The organism is Microbacterium sp. zg-YB36 (genome assembly GCF_024623575.2).
GTDB lineage: Bacteria > Actinomycetota > Actinomycetes > Actinomycetales > Microbacteriaceae > Microbacterium.
Window position 1 is genome coordinate 1051191 of record NZ_JANJFD020000001.1, and the last position, 25331, is coordinate 1076521.

The window sequence follows — 25331 nt, forward strand, 5'->3', positions numbered from 1 at the left end:
GAATTACCTCGTCTGGTCCAGCTCGGCTTGTTTGGCTTTCAGTTCACGACGCAGGCCGATCTTGCGGTTGAGCTGCGGTTCGGACCGGAGCGCGCGTTCGATGGTGCTGATCTCGCGCTCGAGCCGGCGCACGGCGTTCAACCTCCCGCCTACCTCCGAAGGATTCTCGCCGGGGCGGACGGCTATTGACGTCAGCCGGCCGATAAGCACCGCGTACAGCGCGGGCATCGTGATCGCGACAGGCAAAGGGGTGCGAGGTGTGTCGCCACGCATCCATGCGGTCGAGAAGTAGGCGCTCGGCGCGGGTGTCGAGGAGCCCGCTGGCTTGTGAGCTGCCGCCATCCGCACGGCGCGGCCATCGCCGTTCTCACGGTGAATCTCGAAGATCACCGGATTGGGGATCGCCTTGTCGATCGACGCAAGGACCTGGGTGCCGATGTCATTCGCCTTTGCATCCAGTTGAAGAACCTCGATCTCGGGTACTTCGCGCGAGCCGGGAAGGTTGATCGTCTCCACCGCGAGCTTGTACGTCCAGCTAATGCGGCTCACCTCCGAGACGAACTTCTCGCGCAAAGCCGACCTCGCAGCGGTGCGCTCGTAGAACCGCGCCTTGGGAATGTGCGCACCGAATCTCGCGCCGGCGGGCCACTCGTAAAGCACGTCTGTCATGCAGGCCTCGATGGATCGACAACGGCGATGAACGCGATCAGTTCGAAGTCATCGAGGCCGGCAATCTGCTGCGTGAGTGCGGTGGTGTGGCCGGCGGTGAAGAGGCTATCGATGTCGCGTTCCTCGGTCACGTCGATCATCGAACGGATGGCATCAGTGAGCAGCGCGGAGTATCGACCCATGTCGGCACCATCGCGCGTCGACTCGTTGAAGATGCGAGTGACGCTGGCCACGGGATCGTCGTAGGGACGCGAGCCGCTGCGTACGAGGTCGAGAAGCCTCTTGGCCTCGGTGTGGTCGGCGATCGGATCACCGCTTTCGTCGAGGTACACGAGGTAGTAGGGGTGGAGGCGGTTGCCGCGATTCACGGCCGGGTCGGCGTTTACGTTCTTCAACGCGAAGATCACTCCGGGCTGAAGTCCCTTGTCTGGGTCAGCGGGAATGACCGTGTGTAAGCCCTTTGGCGCGTGCGCGATGTCCCCGTACTCGTTCATATATGCGAGGAGATCCATGCGGAAGTCATTGAGGCCAAGGTCAGTGATCGACACACCAGCACGGACATCTTCGAGTTCGATGTTCTCGGCTTGCAGCTTTTGCAGCTGCTCTTTGCGGAAAGCCGCGTCGGAGCCCTCAGGAGTGAGGACGTTGTCGTCGGCGGTGCTTGCCAGGTCCGCGATCACCATCCGGTTCTCGACGCGTTCCTTCAGGTTGATGTACTCGTCGAGTGAAATGTCCGGCCAGAAGTTCACGAGCTGGATCACCTCGTTTGTCGATCCGATGCGGTCGATTCGACCAAAGCGCTGGATGATCCGCACGGGATTCCAGTGGATGTCGTAGTTGATCAGGTAGTCACAGTCCTGGAGGTTTTGTCCTTCACTGATTACATCGGTGCCGACAAGCACGTCGAGTTCTCGTGTCTCCTTCGGCATGGTGAGGTGTCGCTGCTTGGAGCGCGGCGAGAACATCGACATCACCTGCTGAAAGTCGAATCCGGTGCCGATCGTCGTTTTCGCAGATTGGCTTCCACCCGTGATGACCGCGCTCTCGAGTCCGACTCGCTGCAAAGCAGGTGCGAGTTCGCGGTAGAGATAATTTGCAGTGTCGGCGAAGGCCGAAAAGACCAGCACCTTTCGGTTGCCGGCATTGAGTGGTTGCCGCGCCTTCTTCTCGATGAGGTACTTCAGTCTCCGAAGCTTGAGGTCATGCTCGGGGGTGACCTTGCCCATCTCGTCCAGAAGCTCGCGCAGCGTTTCCCGGTCATGCCAGAGATCGCGCTGCCACGACTCGACGTCGATGTCGTTGATGTCAATGCGGATCTTCTCACCAAACGAGAGTGCCTCGACGTTCGCGTCGTCCTCATCGTCGAGATCCAAATCGAGATCAGTGAGGTCTGCGCTGACTTCAGCTATCAATCCCGCATGGCCATCCACACGCGTGAGAGTTCGGTCGACGGCGCTCTCGATCTTGGACAACGTGAGCCGGAACGCTTCGACCGAACTCTCCAGCCGCTTGAGCAGGTTTACCGTCATCAGCTTCTTCAGCCCCTCTTCACGACCCTTCTGACCGAGGTTGGAACGGGCGTTGCCAGTAGTGACGTTGTAGAGGTCCTCATACTTGCTGAGGCGGCTCGGGAACACATAGGCAAGGGGCGTGTAGACCGCAAGAGTCAGGACTTGAAGCTGCTCGAAGATGTCGTTGAACGGTGGAATGTCCTCGAGATCCGTTAGTGGTTCACGGATGGATGCCGGAGCGAGGCGAGTGGGGAACGCACCAATCTCGCTCATGTCGTAAAACGCCTGAATGTGCTTACGCGAACGAGCGATGGTCACGGCGTCAAGCAACTCGAAGAAGTCAAAATCGAGCATCCGCAGAATGCGATCCGCGGTCCGTTCATCGACCGGAAGCTTCGACCACTCATTGAAGACCGCCTGCGCGTCGCGGAACACCCGCTCGATCGATGACGAGAGGCTGAGCTTCTCGGAGAGGTTCTCGGACTCGCCCTCGTAAGCGAGTTGGAGTTGGTTCTTGAGATCGTTGAAGCGGTTGTTCACGGGCGTCGCGGAGAGCATCAGCACCTTCGTCTTCACGCCTTCGCGGATGACCTGCCGCATGAGTCGCTGGTAGCGCGACTCCTTCTCTTCGGCGTAGTCCGCGTTGCGGAAGTTGTGCGACTCGTCGATGACGACGAGGTCATAGTTGCCCCAGTTGATCCGATCGAGACGGAGGCCGAGTGACTCGCCGCGCGTGCGAGAGAGGTCGGTGTGGGCGAGGACGTTGTAGTTGAAGCGGTCGCGCGCGAAGATGTTGGTGGTCAGGTTGGCGTTGTAGTTCGTCCAGTTCTCGGCGAGCTTCTTCGGCGCGAGCACCAGCACGGATTTGTTGCGCAGCTCGTAGTACTTGATGACCGCCAGTGCGGTGAATGTCTTGCCTAGGCCAACGCTGTCGGCGAGGATGCAGCCGTTATATGTCTCGAGCTTGTTGATGATGCCGATCGCAGCGTCGCGTTGGAAGTTATAGAGGCTCTGCCAAACCTGGGTGTCTTGGTATCCAGTCCGATCATTCGGCAGGACGTCCTCACTGATGTCGTCAAGGAAGTCAGCGAACAGGTTGTACAGGATCAGGAAGTAGATCCGTGCCGGGGAGTTCTCGGCATAGACGCTGGCGATGTGGTCGTACACGGCCTCGGTGACGTCGTCCAGCTGAGTGGGATTTGCCCAAATCTGTTCGAAGACCGCGAGGAAGGCCTGCGTCTCTGCCGGTCCCTCCAGTTTGGTGACCAGGTTGGAGACAGAGTTGCCGCGCTCGTACCCGAGGTCTGCTGTAGTGAGGCCCTGTAGCTGCAGGTAAGCGGCCTGATCATCGACGACAGCAAACTGCTGCATCTGACTACCGCTCGCGTTCGATCGGAATGTGACCCTGTCTCGCACCCAGGCGGCGCACTCCCTCGCGATCGCTCGTTGCGTCAGCTTGTTGCGGAGGCGGATCTCGAACTCTGAGCCGTATAGCGAGGCCTCGGCATGAGGGATGAAGAACTCCCTATGATCCCTGCGCAGTTTGTCAGTCGCCTGCCCATTGCTGAACGAAGGAGAGGTGAAGATGAACTCCAATTTCTCCACGTGCTCGAGCTCCTCGCGCAGTGCCTCGAAGGCGTAAATCGAGAACGTCGCTGCGGCGATACGTACCTTTGAGCCGCGGCGAATCTCGCCCTTAATGTCATCGCCGAGCAGGTCTGAGACGTTGTCGATGATCCGCATAGCTACCCCGCGCCCCCAGCGCTGCCGCCGCCACGCACCCACGCGTCCACCTCGGTCGCCTGGAACTCCCATAGACGCCCGACCTGGGGGGTCGGCATGCCCTTCTCGGCTATCCAGGCATAGACAGCGTCCTTGGTGACACCAAGATGCTCGGCGATGTCGTCGGCAGAGAGCCACGGCTCGGACATTGACGCCCCCAGGCGGATGGAGCCGGATTTTTCCGGGTATGGCCGAGCCTAGTGGACGAGATTACTCCGCGGTCCCCACGGGCGCACGTCGCGGTGAGCGGCTGCGGGACGGCGCCCTCGATCATCCCAACATGGGTGTCCAGGTCGCGGGCCAGTGACCCGTTGCGTTGCGGCATGCGGTCCGGGACTCGATTAACCCCATTCGGCGCCGGCGACATATACGTGTCAGCGAAGCGCAACGCGTTGGCCATAGTCTGCCTGCAGGACGCGAATGGGGTGAAGTCCATCTTGATGGCTCGCCTCGAAGGCGATTCCTCGAGGTATCACCCGGTGGGACTGGCCCACGTTCAGGCAAGAACGCGACCCGAGTAGCTTGAGTACCGAAAAGAATAGCTGGTCAGATGCTAAAAGAGTGGTGCCCCTGGAGGGACTCGAACCCCCAACCGTTTGCTTAGGACGCAACTGCTCTTCCATTGAGCTACAGAGGCTGGCTGGTTGATTCTACCGGCCGGGTCGCGGGCGACCGGCCCAACCTCCGTATCCGGTGGGAGTCCGGCCGGACGCGGCGTCTCGGGTTGCATCGGCCGCCGGTTCTCGGAATCGTGGCCGGTTCGCAAGCCAACCGGTTCGCAGCCATCCACGGAAGGAGAGCATCATGCTCACACTCACCGAGAACGCCGCCAGCGCGGTCAAGACCCTCACGTCGCAGATCCCCACCGAGTCCGGCGGACTCCGCATCCGTGAAGCCGACCAGGCAGAAGCTGGCTTCGAGCTGGCACTGGCTCCCTCGCCCGAGCCCGATGACGCGGTCATCGAGACCGGCGGCGCACGGGTGTTCGTCGAGCAGGCCGCCACCGTGCAGCTGGACGACCGCGTGCTCGACGCGCAGGTCGGCGAGGACGGATCGCTGAGCTTCGCGCTCGGCGTGCGCGCCTGACGCGCCCCACAAGACGATAGGCCCCGGGTTCCGACCTGGGGCCTTCGTCGTGTGTGTCAGCGGGAGTCCCGCGACCGGTGCGTTACCCCAGGCGCATATCCTCGAGGGCATCGGGCTATGAGCGCGGGTGAATCGCGCAGGATGTTGCGATTCCGGTTCCACACCGCCACCGAGCAGACTCCGTTGACCAGCCATGCTGTCCTGTAGCCGACGGCCGATCTCCTGCGAGATGGACGTGACCCTCAGCCCGCACGAATGACTCGCCCCGCCTGCAAGACACGCCTGCCCATGTCGGGCCCGGCGATCGTGAGCACAGCATTCACCATGACGGCAACGCCGAGTGCCAAGCATGACCCTCTGGTAGTCCGACGCGTGGGTCGAGAGCGAGCGTGCGATACTCCGTCGGCAACAGCACCGGACACTTGCTCTCGTCGATGTCGAGCAGGTCCCACCGGTCCTCGTACTGTTCAAACGTACGGATGTGCACTCGCGAACGTGAGGCGGGAACGTTGCGCTTGCCAACGGGTATGCCCGGCTCAGTCAGCCAATTCTGGTGCGTAATCCAGGCAGCAGCGGCGACGTGGGCGCGTGGCAGGACGAAAAAGCGGGGTGGGATTGTCGTTTCTATCAGCGCCCCGACCATCACGAAATACTCGTTCTCCGACGCGCTTGGCTGCTGCGACTTGTCGCCGAGCGGCCAGTTCACGTGGCGCCAGGCGGTGTTCATCGCAGCCTTAACCTGCACCTCGATGAGACGACGCTCTTCGTCGGTCTTGACCGCGAGGATATCGGTGCGTTCCAGTCCATCGCGTGTTAAGGCTGGCGCCCACCCTCGGCGCGCGAGCTCGGCCGCGGCATAGTGCTCACCGACGGTCTTCGTCTGCTTGGTATCGACCATGACGAGAGACTATCTTCGCCGCTCTCCCGCCAAACGCGTTGTCGTGTCGGACTCTCGCGATAGCGTGACCGCATGACCGAATCCACGGAGATCGCGAGCCAAAGCACCGGGTTCGCGCAGGTGCTTGACGCGGCAGCGAAGCTCCCCAGTGTGAGAATCAATCGGGCCGCATATCTCCGGACTGCGCTCAAGCGCTACTGCACCGAAGAGCAGATCGAACAAGCAGTCACGGGGAGCCCTGCCGCAGCTGGCATTCCGCTGAAGGTCATCACCGACGTCGCGAACACGTCGATAACGTACGAGACCAGCAAGGTGACCGGCCTTTCGGCGATTGCCGGCATCCCCGGTGGCCTAGCGATGATCGGTACGGTGCCGGCCGATCTCGTTCAGTACATGGGCCACATGCTCCGGGTCTCTCAGAAGCTCGCTTACATTTACGGCTGGCCCGATCTGTTTGCAGACGAGGGCGAGGAGCTTGACGAAGCAACGGAGAACCTGCTCATCCTGTTCGTGGGCGTCATGTTTGGTGTCCAGATCGCTCATGGTGCTGTTTCCAAGGTCGCCGGGATGGTCGCCGCTAACGTCGCTACGAAGCTTCCGCAGCAGGCACTCACTAAGGGCGTCATATACCCGATCGTCAAAAAGGTCTCGGCGTATCTCGGGGTGAGCATGACGAAGAAACTGTTCGCCGGCGGGATAGCGAAGGCGGTCCCCGTGTTGGGCGCGGTGGTTTCGGGCGGTATCACTCTCGGCACTTTCCTCACGATGGCCAAGCGGCTCCAGCGGCACCTTGTGAGCTTGGAGCTCACCAAACCTGGACATCGGTCGACGCCTCCTCCCGAATAGACGTCGCCTCGGCCAGACACTCCGGTCGGCCCCCGAAAGAGCACATCACCGAATTCGGCGCCCACATCGTGCTACCGGAAGTCGCGGGAGCGGTGCTGCACTCCCACCCGCAGATCCTCGAAGGCATCCGCCACCAGGTTCGTCACCCCCTCCGGCGAGCGCTCCAGCAGCCCGCGGGCGATGAGTGCGGGCGAATCGCGCAGCACCCGGCGGTATCGGTTCCACACCCCCACCGAGCAGACCACGTTGACCAGCCCATGCTCGTCCTCGAGGTTGAGGAAGGTGACTCCGGATGCCGTCGCCGGCCGCTGCCGGTGCGTCACCAGCCCGGCCACTTCGACCCGACGGCCCATCTCGTGGCTGCGCATCTCGCTGGACGTGATGACGCCGCGCGCATCGAGCTGCGACCGGTAGTGCGTCAGCGGATGGTCGTCGGTGGAGATGCCGGTGGCCCACAGGTCGGAGGCGAGCACCTCATAGCTCGTGGGATCGGCGAACAGCGGCGGCTGCACCGACACCATCGTGCCGGGGAGGAACTCGGCCCGATCCTGCGCGGCGGATCCGGCCAGCCAGATCGCCTCGCGGCGACTCAGGCCGAAGCAGCCGAACACTCCCGCTGTGGCGAGTGCCTCCAGCTGGGAGGTGGTGGCATCCGTGCGCCGCACCAGATCACGCAGGTCGCGGTACTCCCCCGCTGCTTCGCGCTCGGCGACGATGCGCGTCGCCAGCGCCTGCCCGATCCCCTTGACCGCGGCGAGCCCCAGCCGCACCGCGAACCCGCCGTCGCGGCGATGGGCGGCGGACTCGTCGGGCGCGTTGATGTCGAACGTCGGCACCGGGGGCTGCTTGCGGTGGGTGCAGGCATCCCGGCCGGTCGGCGCCGCCCCCGGCTCCCCCACCGGCTCCGCCACCGGCTCGAGCACGGCCTCCACACCCGACCGGTGCAGGTCGGGGCGCAGCACCTCCACGCCATGGCGGCGGGCATCGGCGGTGAGGGTGGCCGGCGAGTAGAACCCCATCGGCTGCGCGCGCAGTAACCCGGCGAGGAACGCCCCCGGGTAGTGCAGCTTCAGCCACGAGCTGGCGTACACCAGCAGCGCGAACGACAGCGAGTGACTCTCGGCGAACCCGAAGTTCGCGAACGCCTGGATCTTCGCGTAGATGTCGTCGGCCAGGTACCCCACGATGCCGTTCTCGGCCATGCCGGAGAAGAGCTTCTCGCGGAGCGAATCGATCCGCTCGATGCCGCGCTTGGAGCCCATCGCACGGCGCAGCACGTCGGCATCCGCCCCGCTCAGCCCGCCGACGGCCATGCCCATCTGCATGAGCTGCTCCTGGAACACCGGGATGCCCAGCGTGCGCTCCAGCACCGGCTTGAGCTTCGGGTGCGGGTAGGTCACCTTCTCCTGCCCGAGCTTTCTCCGCACATACGGGTGCACCGCCCCGCCCTGGATGGGACCGGGCCGGATCAGCGCGATCTCGATGACGAGGTCGTAGAACCGCCGCGGCTGCAGGCGGGGCAGCAGCCCCATCTGCGCACGCGATTCCACCTGGAACACCCCGATCGAATCGGCCCGGCACAGCATGTCGTAGACGGCGGCTTCTTCCTTCGGCAGCGTCGACAGCTCCCACCGCTCCCCCGTGGCATCCGCGATGAGGTCGAAGCAGTACTGCAGCGCGGCGAGCATCCCCAGGCCCAGCAGGTCGAACTTCACCAGCCCCATCCAGGCCGCGTCGTCCTTGTCCCACTGGATGACGGTGCGGTTCTCCATGCGCGCGTGCTCGATCGGCACCACCTCACCGACGGGCCGGTCGGTCAGCACCATGCCGCCGGAGTGGATGCCGAGATGGCGCGGGGCCTTGAGCAGCTCGGTCGCATACGCCAGCACCTTGTCGGGGATGTCGTGCGTCTCGGCTTTGGCGTCCGTGTCGGGCAGCGGACCCCAGTGCTCCACCTGCTTCGACCAGGCATCCTGCTGCCCCGGCGAATGCCCGAGCGCCTTCGCCATGTCGCGCACCGCGTTCTTGGGCCGGTACTGGATGACGTTGGCCACCTGCGCCGCACGCTCCCGCCCATAGGTCGCGTAGACCCACTGGATGATCTCCTCGCGCCGGTCGGAGTCGAAGTCGACGTCGATGTCGGGCTCCTCATCGCGCAGCGCCGAGAGGAACCGCTCGAACGGCAGGTCGTAGGCGATGGAATCCACCGCCGTGATGTCCAGCAGATAGCAGACCGCACTGTTGGCGGCAGACCCCCGCCCCTGACACAGGATGCCGCGGCGTCGCGCCTCCTGCACGATGCCGTAGACGATGAGGAAGTACCCGGGGAAGTCCTTCTGCTCGATGACCCCGAGTTCCTTCTCGATGCGCGCCCGGTCGTCGTCGGTCGCGTCGGGGTACTTGCGGGGCACCGCCTCCCAGACGAGCTGCCGCAGCCACGTCATGGTGGTGTGCCCCTCGGGGACGGGGAGCTTCGGCAGCGCGGGCTTGGCGCGCCGCAGCGGAAAGGCCAGCTCGTCGGCAAGGGTCACGGTGCGCGCGACGGCGCCCGGATACCGCGCGAACCGGCGGGCCATCTCGTGCCCCGACCGCAGGTGCGCGCCGGCGCTGGCGGGGAGCCAGCCGTCGAGTTCGTCCAGGCCCCGGTTGGCGCGCACGGCCGCGATCGCGGCGGCGAGATCTGCCCGCTCGGGCGCGGCGTAGTGCACGTTGTTGCTCGCGAGCACCGGCAGCCCCCGGTCGGCGGCGAGGGATGCCAGCACGTCGTTATCCCGCGAATGGGTCGGGGCGCCGTGGTCGATGAGTTCGACGTTGACCGCGTCGGGGCCGAACAGGTCCACGAGCAGGTCGAGTTCGCGGGCGGCGCCGGCGGGACCCTCTTCGGCGAGTGAGGCGCGGACGGCGCCCTTGCGGCATCCGGTCAGCACCGCCCAGTGTCCGTCGGCGCGTTCGGCGAGGTCGTGCAGGTCGTAGACGGGGCGGCCCTTCTGTCCGCCTGCCAGCTGGGCGTGGGTGATGGCCGCGGCGAGGCGGTGGTAGCCCTCCTCGCCCCGGGCGAGGACGAGCAGGTGGTGGCCCGGCGGGTCGGCGTCGTTGGCCTTCGGGGAGCTGCGGGGGCGTTCGGGCAGCTCGAGGGACAGCTCGGCGCCGAACACCGTCTTAACGCTGCGGGCCTCGGCGGCCTCGGCGAACCGCACGATGCCGTAGAAGCCGTCGTGGTCGGTGACGGCGAGGGCGTGCAGGCCCAGCCGCTCGGCCTCTTCGACGAGTTCCTCCGGAGAGGAGGCGCCGTCGAGGAACGAGAAGGAGGTGTGCACGTGCAGTTCGGCATACGGCACGACGTCGGCGGGCCGGGCGATGGGCGGCGGCGTGTAGGCGCCGCGCTTGCGCGACCAGGCGGGGCTGTCGCCGCCGTTCGCGCCGGGCGGGCGGCGGTTGCCGCTGAGCAGCCGCTCCATCTCGGACCACGGGACCGAGGGGTTGTTGAAGCCCATCAGCGGGGGTCCTTCGCGGGGTTGGATCGGAGGTCAGTCATAGCGGCCCTCGGCGGTCCAGTCGCCGGCCTCGCACACCAGCAGCCACGCCGCCTGATCGGCATCCACCACCTGAAACCGGTGCGCCCGCCGGGCGCGCACGGCGTCCCAGCCGCGCTCCCGCACCGGCCACGGCCCCGCCCACGCCTGAATGCGCCGGCGCCTGCCGCTCTCGTACAGCACGGCGGGAGGGGCGGTCAGCTCATCGCGGTCGGCGACGGCCACGGCATCCCCGTCGGCATCCACCACTTCCACCGGACGCGGCGGATCGAACACCGTCGACGGCAGCGGGTCGGGCAGGCTCCCCGGCCACGGCCGGTCGGCGGGGCGCGGCAGCACCGGGCGATCGCCCCACGGCACCAGCACCTGCCGCTCGGCCAGCCAGCGCCCGCCGCCGACCACCGGAGTCACCACGCCGCGATGCCCGAGCATCGCCTGCACTCGCGACAGCGCGTGGTGCACCCGCTCGTCGGGGCCGCCGCCGAACAGGGACCGCACGTGGTGGGAGGCGGCATCCACCGTCTCGGGCGAGATGCGCACCCGGGTGACGGCGCTGCGCAGCCCCGCCTCGCCCAGCTGCCAGCGCACCCGGTCGACCACCTCGCCGGCGGTGAACGCCCCGGGATGCAGCCACACCCGTTCGCTGTTCTCGCCCCGGTCGCCGGTGATCTGCACGCGCAGCTCGGTGCACACCAGGCTGTGCTCGCCGAGCCCCGCGATGAACTCCTCGGCGGCGACGCGCATCGCGAACGCCACCTGGTCGGCGATCTCCAGCGGCGGCTCGAACGCCACCTCGCGCTCCAACTCGGGGGGCGGGATGCGCGGCTGCACCGGACGCGAGTCGCTCCCGGAGGCGAAGGAGTGCAGGCGGATGCCGCGTTCGCCCAGGCGCTCCCCCACGCGTTCGGCGGGCATGGCGGCGAACTGGCCGAGGGTGTGTACGCCCAGCCGCGCCAGCAGATCCACGACGTCGGCCTCGTCCAGCGCAGTCACCGGCAGCGGCGCGAGGAACGCGCCCGACTCCCCCGCCGGGACGATCCGCACCGGGGCGTCGGGATGCGTGATGCGCGCGGCCTGCTCCGCCGTGAACGCCCCGTCAGCCACGGCGATGCGCGCGTCGGTGTCGCCCAGCGCATCGCGCAGCACGTGGGCGGTGCGCTCCTCGCCGCCGTAGTACCGCGCCGGACCCTGGGCACGCAGCGCACACAGCCCCGCCCGGATCAGCTGCACGCCGGGTGCGAGCTCTTCGATGCTCGCCACGAGCGGCGCGAACACCCGCTGATCCCGCGTCGGGTCGGCGTCGACGATCGTCAGCTGCGGGCACCGGGCCTGCGCGTCGCGGCGCCGCTGCCCGCGGCGCACCCCTTCGGCGCGGGCGGCCGCGGAGCAGGCGACCACCGCTCCCTTGTCGAGCACGGCGACGGGGGCTGCGGCATCCACCCCCTGCTCCCGCGCGAGGGCGACCACGGGCCAATCCGGCAGCCACAGCACGAGGGTGCGCTGCGGTGCGGCGTTCATCCCGCCACCCGCCAGGGCAGTGGCATCGGCGCCGAGGCGCTGGACGGTGCGGACGAGGCGACCTGTCCGGATGCCGCCGGCAACTGCACCCGCGCGCGACGCGGCACCGGAGTGCGACGGCTGGAGACCGTGACGGTCAGCTCGCGCGCGGCGAGGTAGCCGTGGCCGTCGCCGACGCCGGACCACTCCGGGTCGCTCACGTCGATCATGGCCTCGGTCTGCGGCCACGTGCCCTGCACCAGCAGCACGGCGCCGCGCTCGCGCAGGCGGGCTGCCAGGCGCGAGACGTCGCCGTCGCTGACCCGCGACGGTGGACGCACGGCCACGACGGGCAGCACCTCGGCGATCGTCGCCGTCACCGCCAGCCAGCGGCTGCCGGGGTCGGGGATCAGCACGAGCCGGGACAGGTCCACCCCGACCCGGCCGGCGGCCTCGGCGCCGAACTCCGGCATCCCCACCACCCCGCACCAGGAGCCGGCCTGCGACGGCGGCGCCATCAGGGCCGACAGCAGCGTGAGTGAGGGACCGAGCGAGTACGACGACCCGGGCCGCAGGCCGCGCCCGGGCAGCAGGCCGGCCAGCGCGGGATGGGCCGGCAGCACCGGGGCATCCAGGCGCCGCCCCTGCACCCGCTCGAGTTGCGCGCGCAGGCGCTGCACGTCTTCGGCAGCAGCCTGGTTTCGCACGATCGACCTCACCAAGACAGACTAGAACGGATGTTCTAGATGTTCAACGCAGGTCTCGAAGATACGCTCGACCTCCGACATCGATCGCGGGCCGCCGCCACGCGGCATCCGCCCGCATCCGCCCCGCCCTCCCCCGCGCGGCATCCACCTCTCCCTCCCCCGCGAGAAACCACGTTTCGGTTGAGAAACACCGCGATGCGTGGTTTCTCAACCGAAACGTGGTTTCTCACCCGGAGGGGCGGATGCCGAGGGGCGGATGCCGGGGGGCGGATGCCGCGGGGTGTGGATGCCGCAAAGCGCGGGAACGGATCGTCGGCGCGGAGGCGTCGGTCAGGTCGAGCGCGGCACCGCGGTCGACGCCCGAACCATCAGCTGCGAGCCGAGCGTCGCGACCTCGCCGATCACGGCGCCCGTAATCGCCTGCAACAGCAGGTCGACGGCGAGCGCGCCGCTGCGCTCGATCGGCATGTGCACCGTGGTGAGCGCCGGGGTGACGGCCCCGGCGAGGTCGATGTCGTCGATGCCCACGAGGCTGATGTCGTCGGGGCAGGTGAGACCCAGTTCCAGCATCCCCGCCTCCAGCCCGAGGGCGACGAGGTCGTTGTAGGCGACGACGGCCGTGGCCCCGCTCGCTGCCGCGAGCGCGGCGGCGACCCGCCCGCCGTGAATCGATGCGGCGTGGTGGCTGAGTCGGGTGAGGCGGATGCCGTGGCGCTCGCACGCCGCGCCGATGGTGTCGAAGCGGCGGGCATCGGCCCACGACCCCCGCGGGCCGGAGGCGTAGGCGATGTGCTGGTGCCCGAGGGCAACGAGGTGCTCGATGGCCTGACTGGGACCGTGCACCGCGTCCATGAGCACGCACGGGACGCCGTCGATCTGACGGTTGATGACGACCGCGGGAGTGGTGCCGATGAGGGCGAGGACCTCGGCGTCGGGCAGGCGGGGCGAGCACAGGAGCATGCCGTCGAACCGGCGGGCCTGTTCGATCTGCTCGCTTTCACGGCGGAGGTCTTCATCGGCGTCGAACAGCACGATGCGGTGGCGTCCGTGCCACGCCTGAGCCTGGATGGCCTTGAGGAGCTTCCCGTAGACGGGGTTGGCGACATCGGGCACGATGACGCCGAGCGTGCGGGTGGCGGTGCCCGCCTGCGGGTTGGCGTAGCCGAGGTCGGCCGCGGCCTCCATGACCCTCTCGCGCGTGGTGGGCGCGAGGCGCCCCGGCTCGCCGAACGCCCGCGACGCGGTGGCGATCGACACTCCCGCGCGGCGTGCCACGTCGGTCAATGTCGCTGCCACGTTCACCCTCGCCTTCGCCGCCATCCTAGGACATCGCGCCCCAAATGAAACCGCTTGACAACTTTGTACAACTCATACACACTGTTTTCCATGACGATCGACGCCGATCTGCGGATCCTGAGCCGCACCACCCCTGCGGCCACCGCTCCGCTGGTAACCCCCGCGGGTGCCGGCATCCTCCATCTCGGCCTCGGCAGCTTCCACCGTGCGCACCAGGCGATGTACACCGCCGCGGCCCTGCAGCGGGAAAGCGGAAACTGGGGAATCGTCGGCGTCGCCTCTCACTCCCGCACAGTCGTCGACGCGCTGCACGCGCAGGACTTCCTCTACTCCGTGGCCACCATCTCCCCCGCCGGCATGACGCTCGCGATCCCCGGCGTGCACACCGACGCCTTCGTCGCGGCCGACCAGCCCGAACGGGTCGTCGCGCACATCGCCGACCCGGCCATCCGCATCGTGACGCTCACAGTCACCGAGAACGGCTACAGCTACTCGCCCTCGACCGAGCATCTCGACCTTGACGACCCGGCCGTCCGCGCGGACCTCGCCGGTGGCGCACCCCGCTCGACGATCGGACAGATCGCGCGCGGGCTGCAGGCTCGCGCAGCCGGCGGAGGCGAGCCCCTCTCGGTGCTCAGCTGCGACAACCTCGCGGCCAACGGCAAGCACACTGAGAAGCTCGTGCGCGAGTTCCTGCAGGCGCTGCCCGGCGGTGAAGCATCCGATGTCCTCGCCTTCCTCGACCGTGCCGTGACGTTCCCCTCGAGCATGGTCGACCGCATCGTCCCCGCCACGACGTCGCGGCTGCGCGACGAGGTCAGCACGCTCCTCGGCGCCCGCGACGACATTCCCGTGCCGGCCGAGCCGTTCACGATGTGGGCCATCGAGGACCGGTTCGCAGCCGGCCGCCCCGCATGGGAGGCCGGCGGCGCCGTCTTCACCGACGAGGTCGGCCGATACGAGCAGATGAAGGTGCGCCTGCTCAACGGCACGCACTCGCTCATCGCGTACCTCGGCGCGCTCCGCGGCGTCGCGACGATCCCCGAGGCCATCGGCCTGGGCGGGATCGAGGATGCCGCGCGCTGCGTCATGCGCCGCGAGTACGAGCCGTCGGTCGAGGTGCCCACCGGCGTCGACATCCGCGAATACGAGGGTCAGCTCTTCGAGCGCTGGGGAAACAGCGCCCTCGGTCACCGCACCAGCCAGGTCGGCTCCGACGGCTCGGTGAAGCTCCGCCAGCGCATCCCGGAGCCCGCCCTGCAGGCGCTCGGCCGCGCCGAGATGCCGCACCTGATCGCGCTCACCGTCGCCGGCTACCTCTCGTGCCTTGCCCCGATGGCCGGCTTCGATCCCGGCATCCATGCAGCCGCGATGACCGATCCGGCGCGCGAGCGCCTCGCCGCCTTCTCGGCCACCGTGCGCGATGGCGGAGAACTGGCCCGCCGCGTCATCACCGACCTGCAGCTCTTCGGTACCGCCCTCGCCCACCAGGACGCGTTCATCGCCCGGGTCGGCGAGCTCGTCGACACGATCCGCAGGCGCGGGGTCGATGCCGCCACCACCGACGCGATCTCGGCATCGTCCGCGACGTCGTCCGCACTCACCACGAAGGAGGGACGACGATGAAGTCGCTCGTCATACACGGCAAGGAAGACATCCGCTGGGAAGACCAGGAGGCTCCCGAGCCCCGCGACGGCGAGGTGCGGCTGCGCGTCGCCTTCGTCGGAATCTGCGGGTCCGACCTGCACTACTACTTCCACGGCGCCAACGGCGAGTACACGATCCGCGAGCCGCTGACCCCCGGCCACGAGCTCTCCGGCGTCGTCGACCTCGACCCGTCCGGGCGCCTCGCGCCCGGCACGCCGGTCACCGTGCACCCCGCCCGCTACGGCGCCCCTGCACCCGGCCTCGAGGACCAGCCGCACCTGCGCCCCGGGGGCGACTACCTCGGCAGCGCCGCGGCGAACCCGCACCGCCAGGGCGGAGCATCCGAATTGCTCATCGTCGAGGACCATATGGTGCGGGTACTGCCCGACACCCTGCCCCTCGAGCGCGCTGCCCTCGCCGAGCCGCTCGCCGTCGCGTTGCACGCCGTCGGGCTCGCGGGCGACCTCACCGGGCGGCGCGTGCTCGTCATCGGCGCGGGCCCCATCGGTCTGCTCGTCGTCGCGGCTGCCGTGCACGCAGGCGCCGGGGTCGTCGGCGCGAGCGACGTGCGCTCCGAACCACTCGAACGCGCGCAGGCGTTGGGCGCGACCGAGGTCTCCCTCGTCGGGCGCGACACGGTCGAGAACGAGTCGTACGACGTCGTCTTCGAATGCTCCGGCGTGGGCGCCGCACTCACTCAGGCCGTGCGCGCGGCGCGCCGCGCCGGCACGGTCATCCAGGTCGGGATGCTCCCGAACGCAGACGTAGGAGTGAACCTCGCGCCGATGCTGGCGAAAGAGCTCACCATCCGCGGTGCGTTCCGCTTCTCGACGGAGATCGACGACGCGGTGCGGATGCTCGCGGAGTCCGATGCTCTCGACCCCGTCGTGTCGCACGTCCTCCCGGCATCCGATGCCGTCAGCGCGTTCGAGATCGCCCGCGACTCGTCCGCCTCCGCCAAAGTCCTTCTCTCCCTCTAGCGATCACCGCTACCCAGCGGCCCCGCCGCACCCATCACACCCACCACCGTTTTCCTGGTCCAAAGGAGTACCTCCCATGTCAGAATCACCAACGACGGTCACGGCCGCCGATCCCGCCGCGAAGAGGTCGGTCCGCGACCTCGTGCGAGCCGCCATCTCCGGCTGGCTAGGCACGGCTCTCGAGTTCATGGACTACCAGCTGTACTCGTTGGCCGCCGCGCTCGTCTTCGCCGAGCTCTTCTTCTCCGCCGAGAACCCGGCCGTGGCAGTAGTCGCCGCGATGGCCACCTACGGCGTCGGCTACGTGGCTCGCCCCGTCGGCGCGTTCTTCTTCGCCCGGCTCGGTGACAAGACCGGCCGCGCCAAGGTCCTCTTCTACACGATCCTGCTCATGGGGCTGGCGACCACGCTCATCGGTGTGCTCCCGACCTACTCGCAGGTGGGGATGCTCGCGCCGATCCTCCTTGTGCTGCTGCGGATCGCGCAGGGCTTCGGCGCCGGCGCGGAGATCTCCGGAGCCGGGGTCATGCTTGCCGAGTACGCCCCCGCGAAACGCCGCGGCATCATCGCCTCTCTCGTCGCCCTCGGCACCAACTGCGGCACCCTCCTGGCCTCGGGCATCTGGGCCATCCTGCTGATCGCGTACAGCGAGGAGGAAGTCATCGAATGGGCATGGCGGATCCCCTTCCTCGCCAGCGCGGTCATCATGCTCTTCGCTCTCTGGGTGCGCTTCAACCTCAAGGAGACCCCGGTCTTCGAGGAGCGCGACGACGTCGTCGACGGCAGGGCGCTCTCCAAGGCGGATGCCCTCCAGCTCGCCACCGAGACCGGCGACGTCCGCACGCTGGAGGCGATGCAGCGCAAGCCCATCAAGGCGTTCATCATCGCGCTGATGCTGCGCTTCGGCCAGGCCGGGAACTCCGGCATGATCCAGACGTACCTCATCAGCTACATCACCGTGGTGCTCCTGCTGGACCGCTCGATCGGCGTCAACGCCGTCATCGTCTCGTCGCTCGTCGCCTTCATCACGGTGCCGGTGTCCGGCTGGCTCGGCGACCGCTTCGGTCGCAAGCGCATGTACATCATCTGGGCGGTCGTCGCGCTCATCGTCATCGTCCCGACCATGCTCATGATCAGCAGCCAGGACACCACGCAGGTCTTCGTGGGCTACGTCATTCTGCACAACCTGGCGGTGATGAGCTTCGCGTCGCTCGAGAACCTGACCATCCCGGAGATCTTCGGCGCGCGCAACCGCTACACCTACACCGCGATGGCGCGTGAGATCGGCGCCATCGTCGCAACCGGCATCGGGCCCGTCATCGCCGCCGCCTGGGTCTCCGCCGTCACCGGATCGTTCATCCCGATCATCATCATGCTGGTGTTCTTCACGCTGTCCACGCTCATCGCGGCGATTTGGATGCCGGAGGTCGCCGGTCGCGACCTGACGGACCCGCGCGACGCGATCTGACCGACAAGACCATCCCAACCCGGGGTGCGGGCGCCTGAAGGCCCGCACCCCGCACCTCCAGGAGAACACCATGGCCATCGAGCTCGTCGATGTCATCATCACCAGCCCCGGACGCAACTTCGTCACGCTCAAGATCACGACCTCGGACGGCTTGGTCGGCTGGGGCGATGCCACCCTCAACGGTCGCGAGCTCGCTGTCGCCTCCTACCTCAAGGACCACGTCGCATCGACGCTCGTCGGCCGCGATGAGGAACGCATCGAAGACACCTGGCAGTACCTCTACCGCGGACCGTACTGGCGTCGCGGCCCGGTGACGATGGCGGCTATCGCCGCCGTTGACATGGCGCTCTGGGACATCAAGGCGAAGCGGGCCGGGATGCCCCTCTACCAGCTGCTCGGCGGCGCCAGTCGCGACGGCATCCGCGTCTACGCCCACGCCTCCGGCACCGACTACGCCGCGCTGAAGAACGCCATCACCGGGTACGAGGAGCTCGGCTTCACGGCCGTGCGCGTGCAGACCGGCGTTCCCGGCCTCGGCCAGATCTACGGCGTCTCGGCCGCAGGCCCCGGCGTGCGCTACGACTACGAGCCCGCCAAGCGCTCCGGCGACCGCCCCGCCGAGGAGCGCTGGGACACCCGCAACTACCTGACGCACATGCCCGGCGTGTTCGCGCAGATCCGCGAGGACTTCGGCAGCGACCTGCGCATCCTCCACGACGGCCACCACCGCATGTCGCCGATCGAGGCCGCCCGGTTCGCGAAGGACATCGAGCCCTACGACCTCTTCTGGCTTGAGGACTGCACCCCCGGCGAGGACCAGACCGCGCTCCGCCTCGTGCGCCAGCACTCGACGACCCCCCTCGCCATCGGCGAGGTGTTCAACTCGGTCTACGACTACCAAACCCTCATCACCGAGCGACTCTTCGACTACGTGCGCTCGGCGGTCACCCACACAGGCGGCATCACCGCCATGAAGAAGCTCCTCGACTTCGCCGCGATCTACGGCATCAAGTCGGGCATCCACGGTCCGACCGATATCTCTCCCGTAGGCATGGCCGCAGCGCTTCACCTCGACCTCGCGATCCACAACTTCGGCATCCAGGAGTACATGCCGCACAACGAGCAGACGCTCGAGGTGTTCCAGACCTCCTTCACGTTCGACCGAGGTTTCCTGCATCCGGGCGATCAGCCGGGCCTGGGCATCGAGCTCGACGAGGATGCCGCAGCCGGCCACGAGTACACGAAGGCGTATCTGCCGGTGAACCGCCTGCTCGACGGGACCGTTCATGACTGGTGAGCTGCGCCGTGTCGCGCTCCCCGCGCGCACGGCCGACTCCCGTCTCATCGTGGTCGCCCGCGCCGAGCGCGCCGAGGACTACGCTCCGGTGCTCGATGTGCTGATCGAGGCCGGCATCCGCAGTGTCGAGCTCACACTCACCACGCCGGGCACGTTCGATCATCTGCCCGACCTGTTGCGACGGTACGAGGGCGCGGCTGACCTGGGCGTCGGCACCGTCACGAACGGTGACCACCTCGCGCGCGCGGTGGATGCGGGCGCGAGCTATCTCGTCACCCCGATCACCTCGGTCGCTTTGGTCACGCAGGCGACGGCGGCGGGCGTGCCGATCGTGCCGGGCGGGTTCACACCGACCGAGCTGTTCGCGTCGTGGTCGGCCGGCGCATCCGCCGTGAAGATCTTCCCCGCCGGGCAGGTCGGGCCGTCGTACCTGAAGGACCTCCGCGGACCGTTCCCCGACATCGTCGCCGTCCCCTCGGGCGGCGTCGACCTCGCGGGCGCCGAAGCCTGGCTCACCGCCGGTGCCGCCGCGGTGAGCGTGGGCGGGCCGCTGCTCGGTGACGCGTTCCGCGGCGGCGATCTCGGTGCCCTCCGCGACCGCGCCGCGGCCTTCGTCGCCGTGTGCACCGGGAGTGTCACGTGAACGAGACCGCGCTCCGCGCCGCCGGCACTCCCGCCGTCGTCACGTTCGGCGAAACCATGGCGCTCGCACGCACCACCGAGATCGGGTCGCTCAAGCATGCGAGCACACTCGCTCTCGGCATCGGCGGCGCCGAGAGCAACGTCGCCATCGGGCTGCGCCGTCTTGGAACGCCCGTCTCCTGGCTGGGCCGAGTCGGCGACGACCCGCTAGGCGAACGGGTGCTGCGCGAGATCCGCGGCGAGGGCGTCACCGCGCACGGCATCGTCGATGCGGGTGCCCCTACCGGCCTCATGGTCAAGGCGCGACCGTCATCCACCTCGTCAGCTGTGCACTACTACCGTGCCGGCTCGGCGGGTTCCCGCCTGGAGCCCGCCGACCTGCCGACGGGATGGGTCGAAAGCGCATCGATCCTGCACCTCACGGGCATCACCCCGTTGCTCTCCCGCTCTGCCCGCGAGGCATCGGTCGCCGCCGTCGATCGCGCCAGGAGCGCCGGCGTCACGGTGAGCTTCGACATCAACTACCGCTCCGCGTTGGCGAGCCCCGCCGTTGCCGGGCCGATCCTTCGCGAGATCGCGGAGCGGGCCGACATCGTCTTCGGTGACGCCGCCGAACTCGCCGTCCTCTACCCCGACATCACCCCCGCCGATGCGGCCGCGCGGCTGTTGGAAGCCGGGTGCACCCAGGTCGTGCTCAAACTCGGGCCCGAAGGAGCAGCGACCTCAACACGCTCAGAGCAGGTCGCGGTCCCTGGATTCGCCGTCGACGTCATCGACACCGTCGGAGCCGGGGATGCGTTCGTGGCGGGGTATCTCAGCGCCCAACTCGCGGGGCTCGATCCGAGATCCACGCTGCTGCGAGCGAACGCGTGTGGTGCAATGGCCTGCCAAGTCCCGGGAGATTGGGAAGCGGCGCCCACCTTCCACGACATCGAGCGCTTCCTCGAGGGTGGAGACCCCGTCAGGCGCTGACGTACCGGCCGCGCGTCAAGAGGGTGGCCGGTCGTCCCGACCGGGCGTACACCGGGGCCATGAGCACACCAGCGAACCCGAACACCGAGCCGGAGGCCGGACTCTCGCGCCGGCGCGTCTACGTCATCTTCGGCGCGCTGATGGCGGCGATGTTCCTGTCGGCGCTGGATCAATCGATCGTCGGCACGGCCCTGCCCACCATCGTCGGAGACCTCGGTGCCGCCCAGGACGAGGGCTGGATCATCACGGCCTACCTGCTCGCGATCGCCATCGTCATGCCGATCTACGGCAAGGTGGGCGACCTCTTCGGCCGGCGCGTGCCGTTCCTCGTGGCCATCGCCCTGTTCGTCGTCGGCTCCACCGGCTCGGCGCTGTCGGGGTCGTTCGTCGAACTCATCACCTGGCGGTCGGTGCAGGGCCTCGGCGCCGGCGGACTGGTGATCCTCTCGCAGGCCATCATCGCCGACATCGTCTCTGCCCGGGATCGCGGCAAGTTCATGGGCCCGATGGGCGCCGTGTTCGGCATCGCCACCGTCGCCGGACCGCTGCTGGGCGGCTGGTTCACCGAGGGTCCCGGCTGGCGCTGGTGCTTCTGGACCAACGTGCCCATCGGCATCATCGCCTTCGGCATCGCCTGGTTCACGTTGAAGCTGCCCTCGCACCGGCCGTCCCGCCGGTTCGACATCGGCGGCGCCCTGCTGCTGGCGACGGCGACCTCCGGCATCGTGTTCCTCACCAGCTGGACCTCCCTCACCGACTCCTCCGGCTACGACTGGAGCGACCCCGGGCTGCTGTCCCTGGCCGCCGCGACCCTCGCCGCGCTGCTGGCCTTCCTCGTCGTGGAGTCGCGCGTGACCGACCCGATCGTGCCGCTGCGCCTTTTCCGCAGCAGCACGTTCGCGGCATCCGCGGCCATCGCCCTGGTGCTGGGCATGGCGATGTTCGCTGCGCTGTCGTTCCTGCCGACGTTCCTGCAGATGTCCCTCGGCGTCGGCGCCACCGAATCGGGGCTGCTGATGCTGCCGATGACGGGGGGCCTGCTCATCAGCACCATCGGATCAGGACAGATCATCACCCGCACCGGCCGCTACAAGATCTTCCCGATCTTGGGCATGGGCATCGCCACGGCGGCGCTGGCCTGGCTCACCCTCATCACCGCCGACATGTCGATGGTGCTGTTCGGCGCGATGATCTTCACGCTCGGCCTCGGCCTCGGCCTCGTGATGCAGACGATCGTCATCGCCGCCCAGAACTCCGTCTCACCCGAGCGGGTGGGCGTTGCGACCTCCACCAACAACTTCCTGCGCGAGATCGGCGCGGCCGTCGGCACGAGCGTCTTCTCCACCGCGTTCACGACCCGACTGTCCACGACCATCGCCGAGGACACCCGACAGCTCCCGGCATCCGAAGTGCCGTCGACGTTCGGCGCCAGCTCCCTCACGCCCGCGAACGTCGCCGACCTCCCGCCCGACCTGCGCGACGCCATCGTCGACGCCTACGCCCAGGCCCTCGCTCCGTCGTTCTGGTACCTCGTGCCGCTGGGGCTCATCGGGTTCATCGTGGCGTTTTTCATGCGGGAGATCCGGCTGTCCACCCGCGCCGGGATGGTCGCGCGCGAGGAGGATGCCGCCGCGGCGGGCTGACCCGCCGCGGCGGGCTGACCCGGCCCGCCCTCCCCGGCGAGAAACCACTTTTCGGTTGAGAAACGCCGCGATGCGTGGTTTCTCGACCGAGAAGTGGTTTCTCGGCGCGCGAGGGACGGATGCCGCGGGACGGCGACCCGGCGCCGGCGCCGCCGACCCCGCCCGCGACTCAGGCCGCGAGGGCCAGGTACGGCTCCCAGCGCGGGTCGGTGCGCTCGGTGCCGCGCACCGTCCACTGCGCGCCGCGCGGGGGACGGGGGGTCAGCCGCAGCTCCCACCCCATCTCCTGCGGGGTGCGGTTGCCCTTGACGTTGTTGCAGCGAACGCACGCCGCCACGAGGTTCTCCCACGTGTCGGCCCCGCCCCGCGATCTCGGCAGCACGTGGTCGATCGTGGTCGCCGCTTTTCCGCAGTAGCCGCAGTGATGCGCGTCGCGGCGCAGCACTCCCCTGCGGGTCACCGGGACCTGACGCCCTCCGGGCAGGCGCACATAGCGCGAGAGCAGGATCACGGCGGGCCGGTCATACGGCCCGCTCGCTCCCCAGACCGGATCGCCATCGACGTGTTCGACCACCGTCGCCTTCTCGTTCATCACGAGCACGAGAGCTCGCTTGAAGGAGACCACGGCAAGGGGCTCATAGCCCGCATTCAGCACCAGTGTGCGCATTTTCGCTGTCCTCCCGAATGGCCGGGACGGATTTCCCGGATATTCAGCCGACGCCGATCGATCTGCGCAGGGGCATGAAAAAAGGCGCTGTCTTATAGACAGCGCCTGGACGCGACGGTACGACCGCCGAATCCGCTCTCACGATGCCGGAGGACGAGCAGCCCGAGCGCATCCATGGTTCGGATGCGTGGCGTGCCGTCCATCGGCGTCCCTCCGCTTCTCTCTCAGCGTCGGGATCAGGCTAACGCACCCACAGGCCCGGGGCTCCGGATCTCAGCGTGCGGCGGGTCGGGCGTGTCGTCAGCCGGCGTTGGAGTTCAGCCAGGCCAGCGGGTCGACGTACGATCCGTTCACCTGCACCTCGAAGTGCAGGTGGGGGGCGGTGGCCATGCCGGTCTGGCCGACCTGACCGATCATCTGTCCGGCCGACACGGTCTGACCGGCCGAGACCACGCGGGTGCCGTAGCTCATGTGCGCGTAGGTGGTGCTGACCTTCTGGCCGCCGACGACGGAGTCGATCATGACGACCGCGCCGTAGCTGCCGCCGCCATCGGTCGAGGTGCGCACGACACCGGATGCCGCGGCGAAGATCGGGGTACCCGTGCCGCACATCATGTCGAAGCCCTTGTGCCCGGCATAGCCGCCGAAGAGGTTGTAGCTCTGGTAGTTGAACTCCGTCACCGGCCAGCGCACTTCGCCGGAGCCGGGTGCCGTGATCGACAGGTCGACCGAGGCGACCGCACCGGTGCGGGCAGCGGCCGTGACGGCGGAGGCACGCGCGGCGGCAGCGGAAGCTGCAGCGGCGGCGGCAGCTTCTTCTGCCTTCTTCTTCTCGATCTCTTCGGGCGTGGTGGCCGAGTAGCTGTAGCGCTCCAGGGAGTTCGGCGTGGCCTCCGAGGCGACCACGAGCGACTGGGCGTTGTCTGCGGCGACCTGCTGCAGGGTCTGGGGTTCGACGTCGGAAAGACCCGAGGTGGCCGCGTAGGCGGGCAGTGCCACGGTGGCGATGAGACCGGCGACCGTGGCGACGATGCCGAGGTTGCGCAGTGGCTTGGTCTTCTCGCGACGGCTCAACGCCGACGCGGATGCCGGGGCCGGCGCAGGCGCGGGCCGACGGCGGACGACCCCACGGGGTGCGGTGCGCACCGGGCTGGGCCGCGAACCGCGGCGCGTCACGCTCGTGGGAGCGATCTCATCGTCGGTGTGCGACGAGTCGAAGTTTTCGGTCAAATCACCCTCCGGCGCCTCTGCGCCGAAATGCACGCTGGCTCGTCGGCAATCGGTGTCGGGGCACAGATATGCGATTACCCACGAGAACGACGAGCCGCTGAGGCGATCCCCGTGGTATCCGTTGGCGGGCTTCTCGCCGTTGGACATTCCCGAGGCTACCGGAAGATAACGAACAAGTCACGCTCCTGTGCACAACCCGTTGCCGCACGTTCAGGGGAGTGTGCGAGAGCTCAACCGCGCTCGTCGACGAGGAAGATGTGGGAGGCCACCTCGACCGGCAGTTCCAGGGCTTCGTCGTAGTCGTCCATCTGCACCAGAACGTACCCCTCGTTGAAGCGGAAGTCGCCCCTTCCGCCTGGTACCACGCCCGCGGCACGCAGCTGCGTCAGCAGCTCGGGGTCGACCTGTGCAGGCTCGGCCAGGCGACGCACGGTGCCCTGAATCGGCGCATCCGCGGCGTTCATCCAGCGCACCAGTCCCACCACGCCCTGATCGAACGTGTTGGCCGGCACATCGCCCAGCTGATCGAGGCCCGGGATCGGGTTCCCGTAGGGCGACTCGGTGGGGTGCCCGAGCAGTTCGATCAGCCGGCGCTCCACCTGCTCGCTCATCACGTGCTCCCAGCGGCACGCCTCTTCATGCACGTACGACCAGTCGAGCCCGATGACGTCGCTGAGCAGCCGTTCGGCCAGGCGGTGCTTGCGCATGACGTCGACGGCCTTCTGCCGCCCGGCATCCGTCAACTCCAGCCGGCGATCCTCGGACACCACCACGAGACCGTCGCGCTCCATGCGTCCGACCGTCTGCGACACGGTGGGTCCGGAGTGGCCGAGCCGCTCCGAAATGCGCGCACGCAGCGGGATGATGTCCTCTTCTTCGAGCTCGAGGATCGTGCGCAGGTACATCTCGGTGGTGTCGATCAGATCGGTCATGGCAGCCTCGATGTCGGGGGCGAGTTCA

20 protein-coding genes and 1 tRNA gene are annotated in these 25331 nt (G+C 68.0%); 9 read left to right on the top strand and 12 right to left on the bottom strand.

What is annotated here, in order from left to right; translation table 11 throughout:
• Positions 1-3 precede the first annotated feature (3 nt).
• The 4 genes from NQ151_RS05115 to NQ151_RS05130 form a co-directional block, all read right to left on the bottom strand.
• Entirely contained in the window at positions 4-669 is a 666-nt protein-coding gene (locus NQ151_RS05115; protein ID WP_257527221.1) for a DUF4391 domain-containing protein, read from the bottom strand.
• Positions 666-3923 carry a helicase-related protein gene (locus NQ151_RS05120; RefSeq protein WP_257527222.1) on the bottom strand — a complete coding sequence of 1086 codons (3258 nt, stop codon included), beginning with the start codon at positions 3921-3923 and terminating at the stop codon, positions 666-668. The genes NQ151_RS05115 and NQ151_RS05120 overlap by 4 nt, the downstream gene beginning before the upstream one ends.
• 2 nt (positions 3924-3925) lie before the next feature.
• Complete coding sequence (locus NQ151_RS05125; RefSeq protein ID WP_257527223.1) at positions 3926-4111, bottom strand: excisionase family DNA-binding protein; 186 nt, start codon at positions 4109-4111, stop codon at positions 3926-3928.
• A gap of 413 nt (positions 4112-4524) precedes the next feature.
• Positions 4525-4599: transfer RNA gene (locus tag NQ151_RS05130), tRNA-Arg, on the bottom strand.
• 167 nt (positions 4600-4766) lie between these two features.
• On the opposite strand from NQ151_RS05130, the gene NQ151_RS05135 reads away from it, so the two are divergent.
• Positions 4767-5048, top strand: a complete 282-nt coding sequence (locus tag NQ151_RS05135) for an iron-sulfur cluster biosynthesis family protein (protein ID WP_257527224.1) — start codon at positions 4767-4769, stop codon at positions 5046-5048.
• A 319-nt stretch (positions 5049-5367) separates the two neighbouring features.
• Here the strand turns inward: NQ151_RS05135 and NQ151_RS05140 are convergent, their stop codons facing one another.
• Positions 5368-5946 (bottom strand): hypothetical protein, encoded by a 579-nt coding sequence (locus NQ151_RS05140; RefSeq protein WP_257527225.1) that lies wholly within the window; start codon positions 5944-5946, stop codon positions 5368-5370.
• A gap of 72 nt (positions 5947-6018) precedes the next feature.
• On the opposite strand from NQ151_RS05140, the gene NQ151_RS05145 reads away from it, so the two are divergent.
• Complete coding sequence (locus NQ151_RS05145; protein ID WP_257527226.1) at positions 6019-6792, top strand: EcsC family protein; 774 nt, start codon at positions 6019-6021, stop codon at positions 6790-6792.
• A 71-nt stretch (positions 6793-6863) separates the two neighbouring features.
• Here the strand turns inward: NQ151_RS05145 and NQ151_RS05150 are convergent, their stop codons facing one another.
• From NQ151_RS05150 to NQ151_RS05165, 4 genes are all read right to left on the bottom strand, one after another.
• The gene (locus tag NQ151_RS05150) at positions 6864-10286 is read right to left on the bottom strand and encodes an error-prone DNA polymerase (protein WP_257527227.1); all 3423 of its coding nucleotides are present in this window, start codon (positions 10284-10286) and stop codon (positions 6864-6866) included.
• 33 nt (positions 10287-10319) lie between these two features.
• Positions 10320-11843 (bottom strand): DNA polymerase Y family protein, encoded by a 1524-nt coding sequence (locus NQ151_RS05155; protein WP_257527228.1) that lies wholly within the window; start codon positions 11841-11843, stop codon positions 10320-10322.
• The gene (gene imuA', locus NQ151_RS05160; RefSeq protein ID WP_257508744.1) at positions 11840-12529 is read right to left on the bottom strand and encodes a DnaE2-dependent mutagenesis accessory factor ImuA'; all 690 of its coding nucleotides are present in this window, start codon (positions 12527-12529) and stop codon (positions 11840-11842) included. The genes NQ151_RS05155 and imuA' overlap by 4 nt, the downstream gene beginning before the upstream one ends.
• 330 nt (positions 12530-12859) lie before the next feature.
• Positions 12860-13825, bottom strand: coding sequence for a LacI family DNA-binding transcriptional regulator (locus tag NQ151_RS05165; protein WP_257527229.1), 966 nt, complete (start codon positions 13823-13825; stop codon positions 12860-12862).
• A 90-nt stretch (positions 13826-13915) separates the two neighbouring features.
• Here NQ151_RS05165 and NQ151_RS05170 point away from each other — a divergent pair, with 90 nt between their 5' ends.
• The 7 genes from NQ151_RS05170 to NQ151_RS05200 all read left to right on the top strand — a co-directional run bounded on the left by NQ151_RS05170 (position 13916) and on the right by NQ151_RS05200 (position 22474).
• Complete coding sequence (locus NQ151_RS05170; RefSeq protein ID WP_257527230.1) at positions 13916-15451, top strand: mannitol dehydrogenase family protein; 1536 nt, start codon at positions 13916-13918, stop codon at positions 15449-15451.
• Entirely contained in the window at positions 15448-16452 is a 1005-nt protein-coding gene (locus NQ151_RS05175; protein ID WP_257527231.1) for an L-idonate 5-dehydrogenase, read from the top strand. The genes NQ151_RS05170 and NQ151_RS05175 overlap by 4 nt, the downstream gene beginning before the upstream one ends.
• Before the next feature lie 76 nt (positions 16453-16528).
• Positions 16529-17920 carry an MFS transporter gene (locus NQ151_RS05180; RefSeq protein WP_257527232.1) on the top strand — a complete coding sequence of 464 codons (1392 nt, stop codon included), beginning with the start codon at positions 16529-16531 and terminating at the stop codon, positions 17918-17920.
• A 70-nt stretch (positions 17921-17990) separates the two neighbouring features.
• Positions 17991-19217, top strand: coding sequence for a D-mannonate dehydratase ManD (gene manD, locus NQ151_RS05185; protein WP_257508267.1), 1227 nt, complete (start codon positions 17991-17993; stop codon positions 19215-19217).
• The gene (locus NQ151_RS05190) at positions 19207-19860 is read left to right on the top strand and encodes a bifunctional 4-hydroxy-2-oxoglutarate aldolase/2-dehydro-3-deoxy-phosphogluconate aldolase (protein WP_257527233.1); all 654 of its coding nucleotides are present in this window, start codon (positions 19207-19209) and stop codon (positions 19858-19860) included. The genes manD and NQ151_RS05190 overlap by 11 nt, the downstream gene beginning before the upstream one ends.
• Entirely contained in the window at positions 19857-20831 is a 975-nt protein-coding gene (locus tag NQ151_RS05195) for a sugar kinase (RefSeq protein WP_257527234.1), read from the top strand. Before NQ151_RS05190 ends, NQ151_RS05195 begins: the two co-directional genes overlap by 4 nt.
• Before the next feature lie 59 nt (positions 20832-20890).
• Entirely contained in the window at positions 20891-22474 is a 1584-nt protein-coding gene (locus NQ151_RS05200) for an MDR family MFS transporter (protein ID WP_257527235.1), read from the top strand.
• A gap of 169 nt (positions 22475-22643) precedes the next feature.
• On the opposite strand, the gene NQ151_RS05205 is transcribed toward NQ151_RS05200, so the two are convergent.
• From NQ151_RS05205 to NQ151_RS05215, 3 genes are all read right to left on the bottom strand, one after another.
• The gene (locus NQ151_RS05205) at positions 22644-23141 is read right to left on the bottom strand and encodes an HNH endonuclease (protein WP_257527236.1); all 498 of its coding nucleotides are present in this window, start codon (positions 23139-23141) and stop codon (positions 22644-22646) included.
• 300 nt (positions 23142-23441) lie between these two features.
• Positions 23442-24371: a M23 family metallopeptidase gene (locus NQ151_RS05210; RefSeq protein ID WP_257527237.1), complete on the bottom strand. Its 930-nt coding sequence runs from the start codon at positions 24369-24371 to the stop codon at positions 23442-23444.
• Between the two features lie 230 nt (positions 24372-24601).
• On the bottom strand, positions 24602-25303 hold the full coding sequence (locus tag NQ151_RS05215) for an iron-dependent transcriptional repressor DtxR (protein ID WP_257508261.1): 702 nt from the start codon (positions 25301-25303) through the stop codon (positions 24602-24604).
• Positions 25304-25331: the final 28 nt, after the last annotated feature.